This is a genomic window from Phycisphaerae bacterium (assembly GCA_024102815.1).
Taxonomy (GTDB): Bacteria; Planctomycetota; Phycisphaerae; order UBA1845; family UBA1845; genus JAGFJJ01.
Genome location: JAGFJJ010000057.1, coordinates 80,834 through 97,983 on the forward strand (window position 1 = coordinate 80,834; position 17,150 = coordinate 97,983).

The window sequence follows — 17,150 nt, forward strand, 5'->3', positions numbered from 1 at the left end:
CGCGCATGGGTCTTTTCGATCATTCCATGCTGGCGCAGTCGCTTCTGACACCGAGCCTCTTCACGTGGGGCGCGGCGGCGGTGTCACTTCCTATTCTCATCCATCTCTTTGCCCGCCGTCGTTTTCGGCGGATCCGATGGGCGGCGATGGAATTCCTCGTCGATGCCGAGAAGCGCAACAAGCGGCGGATGTTCATCGAGGAACTCATCCTGCTCGCGCTGCGCTGCCTGGCGATCCTCGCCTTGGCGGCCATGTTCGCCCGCCCGTTCGTTTCCTCGGACAGCGTCGCCGCCGCGTGGGGCGGACGACAGCGCGTGGAGCGCGTCATTCTCGTCGATGACAGCTTCAGCATGGGTTATCGCAGCGGCGAAGAGACGGTGTTTGACCGCGCCCGGTCGGCGGTCACGCGCCTGGTCGATGCGTTCCGTCGGGAAAGCCCGCAGGATACGGTCACACTCTTGCGCATGAGCGATATCGCGGCGCCGGTTGTTGCCGCCGCGACGCTCGATCAGGCACAGTACGGGGAAATCCTCACGAGGCTCGGCGCTCTGGAACCGACGCAGTTGCCGCTGGGCCTGTCCAAGGTCTTTGAGCAGACGGCGGCCGTGCTCGGCGAAGGCGGGGAAGTGCTCAACGCGGTCGTGTACGTGGTCAGCGATTTTCAGCAGAAGGACTGGGTGCGGCCTGCGGGAGCCGGAGGGGGTTCCGGCGGGAATCTCCTCGAGCCGCTTCGCGAATGGGCCGGTGAGGAGCGCGGGCTGCGGGTCGTGCTGGTCAATATCGGGGATGAAAACGCGGTCAACCAGGCGGTGACGGATTTGGTGCTCCCTGCCGGTGCGGTGGTGGCCGGGACGCCGGTCACGCTCAAGGGGAGCGTTGTCCGGTTCGCCGACGCAACGGCGGGGGATGTCGAGCTGCAACTGACGCTCGGGACACAGGGACAACCCACGCAGACCATTTCGCGCCTGGAACCGCGGCAGCCCAACATCGTCGACTTCGAAGTGGAATTCGCCCGTCCGGGATCTGAGTCCATTCGCCTGGAGATTCCCGACGACGGACTGCCCGTCGACGACACGCGATTTCAGGCGGCCGAGGTGGTCAGCGCCGTGCGCGTGCTGATCGTGAACGGCGAACCATCTTCGGACGCACTTCTCGACGAAGCGCAACTGTTGTCCACGGCCCTTCGCCCGGAAGGCGAAGTCTTCAGTGGATTCGAACCCGTCGTAGTCGATGAGGCGGGCTTCGAAGACTCCCGCCTGGGTGATTATCACGTTGTCGTGCTGGCAAACGTCTTTCGCGTCTCTCCCGCGATGGTTTCAGCGCTCGACGCCTTCGTAGCGGACGGCGGAGGGCTGATGGTTTTCGGAGGGGACCAGGTCGATCCGGAGTCCTACAACACGGTCCTCTATCAGGACGGCGAAGGACTCCTGCCTGCTCGGATCGGTGAGCGCATCGCGCCCACGGAGCCGGTGCATCTCTCCATAACGGATCGAACGCATCCCGCGTTTCGCGCCATGGGAGTGGAGGGCGATCCCCTCGGACTCGGTGCTGTTCCTTTTTATGAGTTCCACGACATCCAGTTGCCGGAAGATAACGCCGGCGGCGAGGCAACGACCGGCGCCGTCGGAGCCGTGGAAGCCGCCCCCGCGGAACATCAGAAAGCGGATCGCGGCGTGCGTGTCGTAGCGCGATTTACCGACCCGGAGCGTACGCCCGCGATCGTCGAACGGAATTTCGGTCGAGGTCGTGTAATCCTGCTGGGATTCCCAGCGGACAAGGAGTGGGACACGTGGCCGGATCATCCTACGTATCTGCCGGTCATGCTCGAGCTGGTTCAACATGCCGCGACGCCGGCCGGGCTGGAAGGCGCGCGTCTTGTCGGCATGCCGCTGGAGGTTTCGATCGACCCGTCGAGGTATCTTCCGGACGCGATGCTGCGCACGCCTTCCTTCCCGGATGAGCCGGAGGTTCCGATCCGCGCGGTGTCCGCGGGCGAGAACAAGGGGCTTGTGGCGCGCTGGGATTTCGCCGGGCGCGCCGGGGTCTACCAGTTCGTACTCCGTCGGCAGGACGGGACGGAGGACGTGCGCATGGTTCCGGTGAATCTCGACGCGCGGGAGAGTGACTTGCGCATGGCCGGTGAGCCCGAGCTGCGCCGCGCGATGCCCGAGCCGGCGTTCGAATACATCGTCGGGCTCGAAGGTCTGGACGCCCGCAGCGGTGACACACGTGTCGAGCTCTGGCGGGGACTCTGGGTCCTGGTGATCGTGGTCCTGATGGCCGAGCAGGTGCTCGCCTTTCGCTGGGGGCGACGCCGATGATGCCCCGTCAGCATCAGCATAGGCGCTCCTTGGGAGGGCGCGTATCCGCAGTGACCGCGGCGTTGCTGGCCGGTTGGCCGCGGCCGGTCATGGCGCAGGATGCGTCCGGTCCGGTCGAGGTGCTCACCGAGTTTCGCATGCTCCCCGAAGGCTGGTGGGCGGTCGCAGCCGTCGGGGCGACGCTGTTCGGACTCTGGCTGGTGATTCGGATGTATCGCCGGGAGGGCCGCAGCGGCGCCGGTCCGAAGACACGGCTCTTTCTGGCGATGCTGCGTTGCTTGGTGATCCTGCTCCTGATCGGCGTGTTTCTCGAGCCGGTCCGCGTCGAAATCATGCGCCGCTGGGTGGAGTCATACACGATCGTCCTGGCCGACACCTCATCGAGCATGGATCTCTCCGAGTCCTACCGCGACGATGAGGAGCGTGCCCGCGTGGGTCGTCTGGTCGGGGAGATCGGTGACCAGCCGGTCAAACGCGTCGACGTCGCTTCGCAAGTGCTGAGCGGCGGTTCGAATGCGCTGTTGGATCAACTGGCGAAGAAAAACACGGTTCGTTTCTACCGTTTTGATCGCGAACCGCATCTGCTGGAGACGATTGCCGCCAAGCGCCGAGGGCAGGGACAGAATACACCACCGGTACCCGAAGCGAAGTCGGATGAAGCGGAAGCATCCGGCGATGCCGGGGCGCCGATGGCAGCGCTCCCGTTGGAAGCCAACGGCCCTGCGACCAATCTTGACCGCGCCCTGCGGCGGGTGGTCGAGGCCGCCGGGGGGGCGCCTATCGCCGGCGTGGTCGTGATCAGTGACGGCGGATTCAACGAAGGAGGTTCCGCCGACGACATTGCCCGCTTCGCCGCCGAGCGCGACATCGTCTTGCACACGGTCGCGATCGGTGATCCATCGCCGCCGCGCAACGTTCGCGTTGTTGAGGTGGAGGCGCCGACGAACGTTCTCCAGAAGGACCCCTTCAACCTCACGGCGAGACTTGCCCTGGAGGGCGTGGCCGGCGAAACGCTACAGATTCGCCTGCTTGAACGGGAGGAGTCCTCCGGAGCGCCGGCCCAGATCGTGGAGCAGCGCTCCCTGCTCGTCGAACCCGGGACGGCCACGGCGGAGCTGCGTTTCGAGCGGCGCAAGACCGGCGTAGGTCGATTCACCTACGAAGTCTCCGTGGAGCCGATTCCCGGCGAATCCCTGGCTGACGACAACGCCGCGCAGGCGACGGTGAACGTGATCGACACGCGCACGCGCGTATTGCTGATTGCCGGCGGACCGAGCTGGGAGTACCGGTACCTCTCCCGGCTGCTCATCCGCGACGAGTCGTTCAATGTGAGTTGCTGGTTGCAATCGGCGGACGTCAGCGCGGTGCGCGACGGGAATACGATCATCGATCACCTGCCGAGATTTCCCGAGGAGTTGTTCGTTTATGACGTCATCGTCATGCTCGATCCCGATCCCAAAGAGTTCGACAACGAATGGTGTCGGAATGTCGATCGACTGGTGACGGATTACGGCGGCGGCCTGATGTTCGAGGCGGCTCGAACCTACTCGCCGTCGTTTCTCCGCGAGTCTGAACTGCGGCCGTTGACCGACCTTCTGCCCGTGGTGCTCGATCCTGAAGCCGATCTGGTGCTCAACCAGATCGGCTACTACCAGGAGCGTCCCTCGCCGTTCATCATTCCCGAGGGTGCCGCAGCCCATCCCGCGATGCAACTGGCCGACGATCCGGTTGCGTCCCGGCTTGTCTGGCAGCTGATCGGCGAGGTCTATTGGCACTACCCGGTGCTTCGGGAGAAGCCGGTGGCGACGGTGCTCCTGCGTGACGGCGATCCGCGCATGCGGAACACATTCGGTCCGCACGTTCTCGCGGCGGTTCAGTTTGCGGGAGCAGGTCGGTCCGGTTTCCTGGCGTTCGACGGGACGTGGCGCTGGCGGCAATACGGGGCGGAGCTGCACGAGCGCTTCTGGGTGCAGATGCTGCGCTTCCTGGCCGAGGGTCGCCTCCTGGGCGGTTCGCGGCGCATCAACATTCAGACCGATTCCGATTCCGTCGTCCTGGGCGATTCGGTGACGGTCAAGGCTCGGCTTTTGAACGAGCGTTATGAGCCGCTGGGTCGAGATCGCGTGACGGGCGAGTTCGAAATCGGCGGAGAGCGGCAGACCTTCCCACTTGAGTCGCAAACTGATCGGCCCGGTTGGTATGAGGGTCGATTCATCCCGCGCCAGACGGGCGTATGCCGCGTTCGCATTCGCCTGGCTGAAGCGGCCGGAGGAGATTCCGTCGAGGCTTCGCGCGATCTTCGCGTGGCCCGTCCTAACCTGGAGATGCGCCGGCCGCAGGCCGATCCCGCGGCGATGCGTCTCTTGGCCGAGCAGTCGGCGGGGGGCCGGTATTACGCGGTGGACGAAGCGCGTGCGATGACCGATGCCATCGAGGATTTGCACGAGGAGGTGCCCGTTCGCTCCCGTCCCCAGCCGCTTTGGGACAACGGTGTTCTGATGGGGGTGATCGTGGGGCTCCTGGCCCTGGAATGGGCCGTGCGGAAATGGAACCAACTGCTGTAGCGTGCGGTACGGCGAGCGTATGGATCACACGACTGTGAATTTGCAGAACTCGGCACGATCGCTCACGGGGCGCCTGCGCCACGGCATCCGGCGTGTGCGCATGTACCTGGTGGTCGAGGGACTGTTGGTTCTGGCCGCGTTTCTCGTCGGGATGGCCGCGTTCCAGTTGCTGTGTGATTACTACTCACGCGGACTCCAGTGGAGTATGCGCGCGGCGTTGCTCGGCGTTGTCGGGCTGGGGGCTGTCTGGATTCTCATTCGCCGGGTGCTGGAGCCCTGGCTGGTCCGATTCGAGCCCGGCGATCTGGCCCATTGCATCGAGCGGCGCCATCCCGGACTCGAGGGCTCGCTGGTATCCGCGGTCCGTTTCGCGGCCGGAGAAACGGGCGCGGCCGATGCCAACTCACCGGGACTCATGGCGTCGGCTGTTCATCGGACCGTACAAGCCACGGCATCGCTCGATTTCCTCGGCGTGCTGAAGCCGTCCCGTCCGCGATGGGCGTCCGCGGGTCTGGTGATGATTGTTGCCGCGTGTGTCGGCGTTTCCGCCTGGCAGCCCGAGCTCATCGGACTCTGGTTCGCACGCAACGTCCTCCTCCAGGACGTCGAGTGGCCGCGACGGACTCGACTTGTGGTCGAACTGCACGACGGTGCCCTGCTGGGCGCGCGCGGCGATGACCTCGCGGTACAGGCCTGGGCAGAGGGGGTTCAGCCGCGGGAGGTCGAGATCCGTTTCGAAACGGAATCGGGGCGTGCCGGGCAGGAATCGATGACGACGGTGGGCAACCCCGGATCCTATCGCTATCGCTACCTGTTCCCGGCTGTTCAGGACGAGCTTCGTTTTCAGCTTCGCGGGGGGGATGATCGCACCGATTGGATCCCCGTCCGTCTTGTCGAGCGCCCCCAGGTCGTTGAGAGTCGCATGCTGCTTACACCGCCGGCGTACACGCGCCAGGAGCCGGTCCTGCTGGGTGATGATCAGCGCGTGGCCCGCGTCCTCGCCGGGACGGAAGTCGAACTGAGAATCCACACGAACAAGCCGGTCGAGCAGAGTACACTCATGTCGGGGGCCGATGTGATTCAGGAGGCAACGTTCCTCGACGGCTGGTACGTCGCGCGGATGAGGGCGTCCGAGAGTGCGACGCTTCACTTTAACCTGCGCGACGCGTTCGGCTTCGAGGACCGGAAGCCGACGCGGTTCTCGCTCCGCGTGATGAAGGACGATCCGCCGATCGTGCGGATGTCGCTGTCCGGCGTCGGGGAAATGATCACGCCCGCGGCCGTTGTACCCATTGAAGTGGAATTCCGCGATCTATACGGGCTCGCCACGGCCGAACTGGTCTATGTGCATGAGCGGAAGGACGGCGGATCGGAGAAGGAGAAGCTCATTCCACTCTCCAGCTTTCGATCGGGCCCGCCGCAGTTTTCCGACACCGTCACCTGGGCGGTGATGAACGAAGCGGTTGAGCCCGGAGACCGCCTGACGCTTTTCGCGCGGGCGAGCGATTTTGACGACGTGAACGGTCCGAACGAAGCGCAATCGGCGGTGGTGGCTCTGCGGGTCGTTACCGTGGAGGAATTTCTTGCGGAGATGGCTCGTCGCGAGCAGGAATACCGCATGGACCTCGAGCGGCTGGTCGATGCCCAGGAACGGGTCCGCAGCGAGTTGCTGACGTGGCGGCGGGAGGCCGAGGCGGGCGCGGGCGCCGACTCTGTCGGCGCGGCGCTGGCGCCGCTGGAGCGACGGCAGCGGCATATTGCCGGGTCGATCAACGTGCTCCGCCAGCAGTTTGACGCCGTGCTCACGGAACTTCAGGTGAATCGACTGGATGTGCGGGAGGAAAGGGAGCGCCTCGAGGACGGCATCATCGAACCGCTGTCGCGCATCGCGACACGCGACGCCGTTCTCGCAGCCGATCGAATGCGCGACTGGTCGCGCGATCCGAATGAGGAACTCGGCTTCCGCATGGACGAGCAGCAGGTGCAGGTGCTCGAGGCGATGCGGGCGGTACTGGCGCGGATGGTACAATGGGAGGGATACCACGAGGTCGTCAACATGCTCCGCGACATCATCCGTTTGCAGCGGGAGATGGAAGAGGAAACGCGCAAGGCCCGAGAGAAGGAAGTTGAGGGCCTGTTTGAGGACTGATCTGTCGGAATCGTCACAAAGGCGGGCCGGTCCTACGATAAGCGGGGGATGGGTACCAGCGCTCCGGGTCGGGGCAACGGTGGAATCCATCGGGGTGATGCCATGAATACGTGCCGCCGATTCAACATTGCAAAAACGCGCGAGCGGGTCCGCCGGGCGCTCGCGCGGAGTGTGCTTCTGGCGGGGTTGATCGTTTTCGCGGCGCCGTCCTCTTTGTGGGCACAGCAGCCGGAGACCGGTTCAGACCCTGCCGCGTCAGGACCGGCAGAAGACAACCCGGATGCTGCGGCATCGGAGGTCATCCGCGATCCTCTCGCCTCCAAACAGGCCATGATTCGGGATCGCTTTGAGCGATTCAAGGATCGCGTCTATCGCATGCAGGAGCGTCTTGCCGAGATCGAGCCGGACAACGCTCGCCGTCTGGCCAGCGTGTTGCAGCGCGAAGGGGAATTCGGGCTGACCGATCGCCTGCAGGAGATTATTCGACTTTTGGAATCGTCGCAGTTGGGCACGGCGGAAGATGCCCAGGATCAATGGGTGGAAGACGTGGGCGGGCTCCTGGACATCCTTCTGGAGCGCGACGCCGAGAACGCCGAACGGAAGGAGGAGCTCGATCGGCTCGAAGCCTACAAGCAAGCCGTAAGACGCCTTCTGGAAGCGCAGCGGACACTCCGGGCCAATTCCGGGCAATCCTCCGCCCAGCAGCAGATGGCCCGGCAGCTCGAGCAGGCTATCGAGCGCATCAACGACTTGCTGGAGAAGCAGCAATCGCTTCGCGCGGAGACGGACACCCATGCGAAGGAGAATACGTCTCCCCCGGAGGGATTCTCGCAGGCGCAGGATCTTCTCGGTCACGAGACCATTCAGCTACTTCAGGATCTGAATCGGCTCTCCGGGCTTGTGCCCGATCCTGCTGCCGATTCGCCGGCTGCGGCGTGGGCACGCAAGCAGGCCGCTGAAGCCAGCGGCGATCTGAACAAAGCCAGCGGTTCCATGGCCGACGCCGGGGAATCGCTCCGAGCCGAAGACGCGGCGAGCGCCGTCCAGCAGCAGTCCGACGCCGAGCGGCAGCTTGAGATCGCCCGGCAGCGACTCACCCGGGCGCGCGAGTCGCTCCAGTCCGAACTGAACGGCATGTCCCGTCAGGCCCGCGCCCAACGGGACCTTTCCCAGGAAACCGGAAAACTGGCCGAGCAACTTCGCAACCGCGAGATGCCGGACGACGGCCAGGGTCGCCGGAATAACTCTCAAGGCCGCCGCGGCGGTCAGCAGGGATCGCAGGGTCAGCAGGGATCGCAGGGTCAACAGGGATCGCAAGGTCAGCAGGGCTCCCAGGGGCAGCAAGGGCAACAGGGAGGGCAGCAAGGACAACAGGGGGGGCAGCAAGGTCAGCAAGGCGGTCAACAGCAAGACAGTTCCGTGCCCGGTGAGCAGGGGCTGGAAAATGCCCAGGAAGAAATGGATCGCGCCGGAGAATCACTCGAGAAGTTCAAACCCGATGACGCCACCGAGCACCAGGATCGAGCCATCGAGCAGCTTGAACAAGCGCAACAGGAGTTGGAGGAAATCCTCAATCAGATGCGCAAAGAGGATCGCGCGGAGACGCTGCGGGACCTGGAAGCGCGCTTCCGCGACATGCTCGTTCGTCAGCGCCGCGTCAATGACGATACGCTCGAACTCGACCGTCAGAGCCGGATGCGCCTCGGCCGCGCGGAACGTCTTCAGGCGGGCAAGCTGTCCACGGACCAGAAGAAGCTGGGCGATGATGCGGCTGCGTGCGTGCATATCCTCGACGAGGAGGGCACGTCCATCGTGTTCCCGCGGATCATCGAGCAGGTCAGCGAGGACATGTTCCACGTGTCCGACCGCCTCGCCCAGACCAAGACGGGCATGCTGACCCAGACGATTCAGGCCGAGATCGTCGAGACGCTGGAGCAGCTTGTTGATTCGGTTCAGAAGATGCAGCAGCGCAACGAGCAGGGGAATTCGTCATCCTCGCAACAGCAGGACAGCTCGCTGCTGCCCGTTTCCGGCGAACTCAAACTGCTGCGTACCAGCCAGATGCGGGTGAATTCGCGCACCGAGTCGCTGCGGCAGCTCCAATCGGAAGTCAGCCGGGATGATCCCATGTTGGGGCGGGCGTTGAATGACACCGCTCAGCGTCAGGAGGAGTGTGTCGAGATTGCCCGCGAATTGCGCGATCGCAAACAGTAAGGAGATCCACGGTGGTCGCGGGGAAGATCCCCACTTCGTCGAATCTACTCGGTCGCGGGCCTGAGGCCACGACTGTTCGGAGTGATGCCATGGTGATTCGCAAGAAACACTTCCACTTTGCAATATCCGCGCGTTGGCGAGTTTCCCTCGCCGTCTGCATCGGCGCGATTCTGACGGTTTCCCAGGCGGCAACCGCACAATCGCCCGTGGAGCGATTCATCGACGAACTCGATCGCTTTCCTACCCTTCCGGCCGATGCCCGAGAACTGATCCGCGAGGGTTGGCGGAAGTGCGACGGATGCGATCCGGCGGAGTTCCTAACGCAGGGACTCGCGCTGCTGTCTCCGTCCCTTCGTGAGGGACTCGTCGCCTACGATCAGGGCGATTATCCCCGCTGCCTTGATGTGATGGCCCGCCTTCGGGATGACGAGAATCTCTTTGTTGCCACCCACGCCGCCGTTTACGAGATCAAGTCGCTGGTCGCGCTCGACCGCCCGGTCGCGGCCGGCCCACTGATCGATCGACTGCTGGAAGACGGCGGCACGGCGCTGCAGGCGTATACCTACGCCACGGCCGAGATCAGTTTCCTGCACGGCATCAGCCTGCTCGCAGATCTGCAATATGACGCCGCGGCCGAAGTGCTCGAAGGATTCCTGTCCGACTACCCCGGGGCCCCGCAGCGACTGACCATCTCCGCGGAGCAGATCCTTGCCGAGCTTGCCAACTTCCAGCCTGGGAAGATCGGGGAGGTCGTGGACCTCATGGATTACTCGCGGCGCAGCCTGGGAGGAGGATCGCTTGGAGACGTACTCCATGAGCGTCAGGATCGCATCATTGATCTGCTCGACCGCCTGATCAAACAGGCTGAGCAGCAGGAAAAGAGCGGCCAGAGCGGTTCCAGCCAATCGCAGAATCAGAACGGCGGACAGCAGCAGAAACAGCAGCCCGGGCAGCGACAGGGTAGCGCCGGCGGAACGAAAGAGCCCGGGTCGAATCCGGCGCCTTACTCGCAATTGCCGGGAGGGGATGGCAATCAGGATCCGACGCGCGGCGGGCGACGGGCCAATCCGGCCGAGGCCTGGGGATCACTTCCTCCTGCGGAACGCGAACGAATCCTTCAGGCCCTCCGCGACAGCTTCCCCAGCCGCTATCGGCAACTCGTGGAACAGTACTACGAAGAGCTGGCCAAGAAACCATGAATGTCGCGAATGGATGTCATTGGATGCCTTTCCGACGGAGCAGCGTTTCGATGTTGCGCATCGTGCTTGTCGTCCTGGTTGTGGGCCAGATCGTCGAGGAGCCGACGTCCGCTTTCTCTCCGAGCGCGGAACCTGCCCGAGCGGTTTCCCTGACCTACATTGACGGCTTGTCCGAGACGGGCCAATGGCTCGGTAGCGCGGACGGGCGGAGTATTCGGGTCGAGCTTGGTGGAATTGAGAAAGAAATCGGGCTGTCTGAACTCAGCGGCATCGAGTTCGATAGACCATTTGATGCCGTTGCAGAGGGCAGGCCATCTGAAGCGACGCCTTCGCAGGCTGCGCATGAGGGGGTCCCTGCGGATGACCGGCCCATACTCTATCTGAATGATGGCAGCCGTTTTCCCATGACAGTTCTTGGCCGAACCGAAGATGGTATTCGGGTGCGCTCGCTCTTCGGCGAAGACACAGCAGTTCCCCTGGATGCCATTGCGGCCATTCGTTTTGCAAGTGAGAGCGACTACGCCGGAGCGGACGCGGCGTTTCGTGAATCCCTGCGTGACCGTCGCCTCGGGGAGGATCAGCTCATCACGCGCAGCACGGCGGATGCTCGCTCGGTATCCGGCCGGGTAGGCTTCCTCGACCTTGACGGGGGCTCTTTCGTTTTTCAGGATCGCCCGCGACCGTTTCTCTTCGAGAAGATGTATGCCATCGTGCTGGCCCGTCCTGCCGTGGAACCAGAGCGCCGATCGATGCTGGTTCGCACGAAGAGCGGTGCCGTCCTTGCCGGGTCGCTGCGCTCTGCCGACGCGCAGTCACTGCAAGTCACCAATGCGATCTTCTCGTATGCCGTCGTGCCCGTCGCGGATGTCCAGCGGGCCGACATCTACAGCGAACGCATGGTCTATCTCACAGAATTGACGCCGAAACAGGTGCTCGTTCGCGGTCGTTTGCACGACGATCCGCCGATCGGAAATGACCGGAGTGTCGCCGGCGGAGAGCTGCGCTGCGGCGGGCGTATCTTTGAACGCGGACTCGGGCTGCGCAGCTTTACGCGGTTGGACTACACTCTGAACGGCCGATACGAGACGTTTGTTGCGGAGACGGGTATCGATGACCTCGTTCGTCCGCAAGGGGTCGCGGCGCTGCAGGTACTCGGCGATGGAAGAGAACTCTACGATACGACCGTGTGCGGATCGCGGCCGCCGATGACTATCCGCGTTGATGTCCGCGGCGTTCGTGAGCTTTCCCTGATTGTCGACTACGGCGACGGAATCGACGTGTCCGACTACGTCGTATGCGGCGGGGCGCGCTTGCTCAAGCCGCGAGAACGGTCCACGGGAACCGACTGATCATGGCTGGATCAATTGGAAAAGACCACCGGATGCCGACCGGCGCAGGCGAGCTACTTTCTCCGAGGCGCGCGGCAGGCGTCGTGATCTGCGGCGTGGCTTTGGCCGCGTTCGTGCCTTCGAGCACGCTCGTACAGGCCGAGGCGCCCAGTCCGGTCGACATCGTCCGAGACGCACAGGAACAAAGGCTCGAGACCATTGCCCGTGTGTCCCCGGCCGTGGTCAGCATCTTCGAATCCACGCAGGCCGGCGGGGGCTCCGGCGTGTTGATTGACCCTCGCGGATTCGGCGTCACCAACTACCACGTGGTGGCCAACCTGGGCATGGACCGTAATGGCTGGGGCGGTTTGCCGGACGGCAATCTCTACGAACTGGAAGTGCTGGGCATCGACCCCGGCGGGGACGTGGCGATGTTTCGCCTTCTCGGGCGAGAGGACTTCCCGAGCGTTTCGTGGGGCGACTCCGACGCCGTCCGCCTCGGCGATACCACCCTGGCACTGGGGAATCCGTTTTCGGTCAGCGAGGACTACGCCCCGTCGGTGAGCCTGGGCATTGTTACCGGAATTGACCGCTACCAGTGGGGCGTCGGCGGCAATCTGACCTACTCCGATTGCATCCAGACCGACGCCGCCATCAACCCGGGGAACTCAGGTGGTCCGCTCTTCAATGCGGCCGGCGAGGTCATCGGCATCAACGGACGTATTTCCATCAACACGCGCGGGCGGTTCAACGTCGGCTTCGGCTACGCGATTTCGTCGGCGCAAATTCGCCGATTTGTCCCCGGGCTGCGTGCCGGGCTCGTCGTCCCACATGGGACGTTGCAGGCACGTGTCGAAGATGGCACGGACGGAGTTGCGTTTACGCAACTGCTTCCCGGCGGGCCGGCCGATGCCGCCGGCGTACGTTCGGGAGATCGGCTCCTCGCCATCGACGGCGAACCGATTCCGACGGCCAACCGTTTCGCCAGTGTCATGGGGACGTATCCGGGGAACTGGCTTATCGAGCTGACCATTCGTCGAAACGGCAAGGATCTTAACACACTCGCCCGGTTGGACGATTTACCGGTCAAAATGTCGCAGCCGTATGAAGTGGATGCCACGGTGAATCGCCGTGAGGCCGTGCGCGTGCTGCGAGCGTTTCGAGCGCGAGTCGGCGTCGAAAGAGGCGGGGGGGACTTGTCCGCCGGGAGAGCAGGGGGAACTAATTCGGAGCCGCTGCGCTGGACGGTCGTTCGCGAATATCCGTCAGAGAACTCCGGCGGCCCATCATCCACCGAGCGATATGCGGCCACGTTCGGGGCGGACGGGACGGCGATGTTCGAGGAGGTCGTTTCCGACGGCGCCCGGGCCCGGAAGATCAGGTTCGACGCCGAAAAAGCCTCCTGGTCGCGCGCCGACAGCGATCGCGCGTTCGAGTTTACCTCGGATGTTCGTGTCTCCCTGAGTGCGATCTTTGCGCTTCTCTCGCTTTACACCGATGATCTGGATTCGCCGCGCTTTGCGGCAATCGCCCACGCCGCCGGGGATGCGTATTTCCTGCCCGCCAATCAGGATCGCCCGCGGAATCCCTTCGAACCGGCCGAATCCGCCTTCACCGCGCCTCGAATTGCGGAAGTCCTGGCCGTTCCCATCGGGGAGCGCTGCGTTGCGCGCCTGGTCTTTGATGAGCAGACGCATGAGCTTCGCCGCATTGATGCCCGCGACGAACTCAATGGAATCGCGGTCACCATAAACGTTGTCGAGACAGTCACCGCGGGAAACTGGAACTTACCCGCCGTTTTGGATGTCTTCGGCCCGGGTTACGCATATCGCGAACGCTGGCAGGAGTGGCAGGTCTCGCCGTGATCGACCTCCATCGCTTTCCATTGGTCGTATTGCCGCTGATGCTATTCAGCGCAGTCGGCATTCACACCGTGAACGCCGGGGGATTTGCCGATCCCATCGCCGAGGCGAACGCGCGCGTGGTCAAGCTCTACGGCCTTGGTGCCGGTCTTCAGGCTGGGTACGGGACGGGAATCCTCGTTTCGTCAGACGGCCTCGTGCTCACCGTCGAATCCCTGCTCATCGACGCCCGCTCGGTGCTCGTCGTCGATTCGGCCGGGCGCCGTTTTGATGCCGACGTCGTCAAGCGGGACTCGCCCCGCCAACTGGCCCTGCTCAAAATCCGCAGCCTCCGCGATGGCGATCCTGCGGAAGCCGGGGTGGCTCGTGACAATGGCACAACAACTGAACTCGGGCCATTTGAACATTACGACTTGCGCTGCGAGGGGACGGGTGAAAGCGCCTGCCACGCCCCCCTTCTGCCGGGAGACTGGCTGATCGTTGCCGGCAATGCCTTCAAGGTGGCCGACGGTCCAGAGCCCGTCAGCATTGCCCACGGCGTGCTTTCCGCCCGCGTGCGACTTGATGCCCGCCGCCAGCTTCGCGATTTTCCTTACACCGGCGAGGTCCTCGTCATCGATGCCATCACCAGCAATCCCGGGGCGCCGGGCAGCGCCGTTGTGAATCTCGACGGGGAGCTCGTCGGCATGGTCGGGCGGGGAGTCATTTCCAATCGCACGGCGACGCATCTCAACTACGCCATGCCCCGCGCCGTCCTGTGGGATTTTTTCCGGGAGGCGACCGGGGTCGAATCCGAATCGAAGAAGGAGGCGATTGAGCACTGGTCCGCGGAGGCCATGGGATTGCATGTTCATAGCGCGGGCTACCGGAAGGTGTTGCCTTTCATCGAGCACGTTCGTCGCGATTCGCCGGCCGCGCGCGCCGGCATCCGCGCCGATGACCTCATCTTATCTGTCAACAACTTCAATCTACCGGATGCGGACACGCTCGAAGCCAGAATTGCCGACATTCCCATGAACGAAGCGGTGGAAGTGGTCCTGCGTCGCGGCCGGTCCATTCGAACGGTGCGCGTGGTCGCTCAGAAGGAAGCACAACCGTGATTCGCCCCTACCTGGCATTAGCGCAAATGCTGGCCATGCTCGGATGGCTTTGCTCTCCGGCGTCCGCCGTCGATGCGTCTCCCACTTCGCGCGGACCTGATCTGGAACTACTCCGCGCGGCGCAGCAGGTCTTTCGGGATGCCGCGGCGAAGGTCGCGCCCTGCATGGTGCGAATCGACACCGTCGGCGGCGCTCAGCCATCGGCCGTCCCCGGGCGCGGCTCCGGGGACGATTCGCCGAGCCCGTTTCAAGAGCGGATCGGTTCGTCGTTCACCATTGCCGACGGACCCACAACGGGGCTGGTCTACGCTTCCGACGGGTGGATCGTCGCCAGCAGCTTCAACTTCGTTCGCGATCCGTCGCTTGTTTCGGTTACCCTGGCCGATGGGCGCCGCTTCGCCGCCGATCTCGTCGCGCGCGACCAGGTTCGCAAACTGGCCCTACTGAAGATCGACGCCAAGGACCTGCCCGAGCCTGCGTGGAAACCGTTGTCCGAAGTCCGCGTCGGCGAGTGGGTCATCGCCCTCGGCCTGGGGCTCGGTTCGGAGCAGCCTTCGATCAACGTCGGCATCGTCAGCGCCTTGCAACGCATGAACCGCAACGCCGTGCAGACGGATGCGAAACTCAGCCCGGCCAACTACGGCGGTCCGCTGGTGGATATTGAGGGTCGTGTCGTGGGCATCTGCGTACCCATGGCTCAGCGTCCGGGTGAGCTGGCGGGCGCGGAAATGTATGACAGCGGCGTCGGCTTTGTCCTGCCGACGGAGCGCGTCCATGAGATCGTCGAGCGCTTGCGCACCGGTGAATCCATCTATCGGGGCTGGCTTGGGATCCAGCTCGATCCCCAGGCCCGCGGCGTTGCACGCATTCAGAAATTGGCCGACCCCTCGCCGTTGCGCGAAGCCGGCGTTCTTCCCGGCGACCATATCGTCCGGGCCAACGATCGTCCCATCCGCAACTTCCAGCAGCTTGTGCAGGCGCTTTACATGATCCCCGCCGGCGACGAAGTCGTTGTCGTGACGGAGCGCAAAGGCGAGCAGCGGGAATTGAAGATCAAACTGGCTCGCAACACGGACCTGGGTCCACTTCCCGCAGCGGAAGAACCGGAGAATCCGTTCTCGCCACCGACGGAGCCCGATGATTCCGGCGGCGAATGATGCTACTGCTCCGTTTCCTCCCGGACCACCGGCACCGCCAACGGTGACCGCTCTGGCAAGGCGCGATACACCACAAGCAAATAAACGACACCAATCAGTGCCAGCGACAGCCCCGTGAATTGAGAAATGGTCAGCCCGCCCACGTCATGCGGGTTGTCCGTCCGGATAATCTCCAAGAGCACGCGTCCGATGGGGTACAACAGCAACATCAGACCGAAGACCATGCCATGACGCTCGCGGGTGTAGAATACCGCCGAGAGGAGACCGGAGAGAATCAGTGCGTGAATGCTGGAGTACAACTGCGTGGGATGTACCGGCAGCGAGCGATACCGCGCCGCCAGCGCCTGGAGTTCCGACACGGACATTACGCGATCGGGGTGGTCCCGGGAGGGGAACTTCTGGGCATAGGCCAGACTGTCCAGCCCGAGCTCCTGCTCTGCTGCGGCCTTCTTCGCCTGCGCCGCCTTGAGCTGCTGCTCCAGCCCCTGGATGGTCGCCGCGTCGGCGCCGCTCTTCCTGGCTTCCTCGAGCCTCTGATTCAACTGCTCGACTTCCCGTTCCGGTCCTTCCCGTTGCTCGACGCTGGCCGACAGGGCCTTGGCCGGCACCAGCGACGGATAGAGCCCGCGCGTGTCGACCAGTTCCGCCGGAACAAATACCTCGCGTTCTTCCCACTGGTGCACGAACGGGTTGCTCCCGTAGGGAAACTCGACCGCCCAGGGGAATCGCGCGGTTTGCGCATCGGTGGCAAGACAAACTCCTCCGAAGCAGCAGCCGTTGAAGAAGCAGCCCAATCGGCCAAACGCCAGACCCCACATCGTGCTCGGCGCCAGAATATCCAGGTACATCCGAATCGAAAGCCGCTTCCACCACGCAAAGACCAGAATGGCGGCGGCTGCTCCGATCAACCCGCCGAGGAACTCGAGGCCGCCCTGACGAATGTCCACGATCGCCCAGAGCTTGTTCGCCCGGTGGGCGAACTCCGGTTCCCAATAGTGAATCACGAAAAACAGCCGTGATCCGGCGACGCCGAAGATCAGCGCCAGGAAGGAAAGGTCCAGCACGCGATCGGGGTCGGCTTTGACGCGCGACGCCCGCCGCATCGCCAGCCATACGGCGCTGAGGAACCCGACGGCCAGGAAAAACCCGTACGTCTTGATGGTGATGCCGCCGGGCAACGTGAAAAGCTCTGGATGCATGAATATTCCCGTCAGGATCGGACTGCGACGGCGTGCCCATACGCGCCCCTCCGGCAC

Annotated in this window: 10 protein-coding genes; 9 read left to right on the top strand and 1 reads right to left on the bottom strand. The window is 63.9% G+C overall.

Annotation, left to right across the window (positions count from 1 at the left end; translation table 11 throughout):
* Window positions 1-5 precede the first annotated feature (5 nt).
* From J5J06_14250 to J5J06_14290, 9 genes are all read left to right on the top strand, one after another.
* Window positions 6-2,321, top strand: a complete 2,316-nt coding sequence (locus tag J5J06_14250) for a BatA domain-containing protein (protein MCO6438252.1) — start codon at window positions 6-8, stop codon at window positions 2,319-2,321.
* Between the two features lie 89 nt (window positions 2,322-2,410).
* Window positions 2,411-4,885, top strand: coding sequence for a hypothetical protein (locus tag J5J06_14255; protein ID MCO6438253.1), 2,475 nt, complete (start codon window positions 2,411-2,413; stop codon window positions 4,883-4,885).
* Between the two features lie 34 nt (window positions 4,886-4,919).
* On the top strand, window positions 4,920-7,034 hold the full coding sequence (locus tag J5J06_14260; protein ID MCO6438254.1) for a hypothetical protein: 2,115 nt from the start codon (window positions 4,920-4,922) through the stop codon (window positions 7,032-7,034).
* A gap of 102 nt (window positions 7,035-7,136) precedes the next feature.
* Window positions 7,137-9,248, top strand: coding sequence for a hypothetical protein (locus tag J5J06_14265; protein ID MCO6438255.1), 2,112 nt, complete (start codon window positions 7,137-7,139; stop codon window positions 9,246-9,248).
* Window positions 9,249-9,337: 89 nt separating this feature from the next.
* The gene (locus J5J06_14270; protein ID MCO6438256.1) at window positions 9,338-10,447 is read left to right on the top strand and encodes a hypothetical protein; all 1,110 of its coding nucleotides are present in this window, start codon (window positions 9,338-9,340) and stop codon (window positions 10,445-10,447) included.
* A 23-nt stretch (window positions 10,448-10,470) separates the two neighbouring features.
* On the top strand, window positions 10,471-11,796 hold the full coding sequence (locus J5J06_14275; protein ID MCO6438257.1) for an NPCBM/NEW2 domain-containing protein: 1,326 nt from the start codon (window positions 10,471-10,473) through the stop codon (window positions 11,794-11,796).
* 2 nt (window positions 11,797-11,798) lie between these two features.
* Window positions 11,799-13,640 (top strand): trypsin-like peptidase domain-containing protein, encoded by a 1,842-nt coding sequence (locus J5J06_14280; protein MCO6438258.1) that lies wholly within the window; start codon window positions 11,799-11,801, stop codon window positions 13,638-13,640.
* Window positions 13,637-14,737, top strand: a complete 1,101-nt coding sequence (locus J5J06_14285; protein ID MCO6438259.1) for a serine protease — start codon at window positions 13,637-13,639, stop codon at window positions 14,735-14,737. Before J5J06_14280 ends, J5J06_14285 begins: the two co-directional genes overlap by 4 nt.
* Entirely contained in the window at window positions 14,734-15,894 is a 1,161-nt protein-coding gene (locus tag J5J06_14290; protein MCO6438260.1) for a trypsin-like peptidase domain-containing protein, read from the top strand. Before J5J06_14285 ends, J5J06_14290 begins: the two co-directional genes overlap by 4 nt.
* A 2-nt stretch (window positions 15,895-15,896) precedes the next feature.
* Here the strand turns inward: J5J06_14290 and J5J06_14295 are convergent, their stop codons facing one another.
* Window positions 15,897-17,093 carry a prolipoprotein diacylglyceryl transferase gene (locus tag J5J06_14295; protein MCO6438261.1) on the bottom strand — a complete coding sequence of 399 codons (1,197 nt, stop codon included), beginning with the start codon at window positions 17,091-17,093 and terminating at the stop codon, window positions 15,897-15,899.
* Between the last annotated feature and the right edge of the window lie 57 nt (window positions 17,094-17,150).

Coding starts and splice junctions, on each gene's coding strand:
- J5J06_14295 (MCO6438261.1), bottom strand. CDS start 17,093: ATGCATCCAGAGCTTTTCACGTTGCCCGGCGGCATCACCATCAAGACG.
- J5J06_14255 (MCO6438253.1), top strand. CDS start 2,411: ATGGCGCAGGATGCGTCCGGTCCGGTCGAGGTGCTCACCGAGTTTCGC.
- J5J06_14270 (MCO6438256.1), top strand. CDS start 9,338: ATGGTGATTCGCAAGAAACACTTCCACTTTGCAATATCCGCGCGTTGG.
- J5J06_14280 (MCO6438258.1), top strand. CDS start 11,799: ATGGCTGGATCAATTGGAAAAGACCACCGGATGCCGACCGGCGCAGGC.
- J5J06_14265 (MCO6438255.1), top strand. CDS start 7,137: ATGAATACGTGCCGCCGATTCAACATTGCAAAAACGCGCGAGCGGGTC.
- J5J06_14275 (MCO6438257.1), top strand. CDS start 10,471: ATGCCTTTCCGACGGAGCAGCGTTTCGATGTTGCGCATCGTGCTTGTC.
- J5J06_14250 (MCO6438252.1), top strand. CDS start 6: ATGGGTCTTTTCGATCATTCCATGCTGGCGCAGTCGCTTCTGACACCG.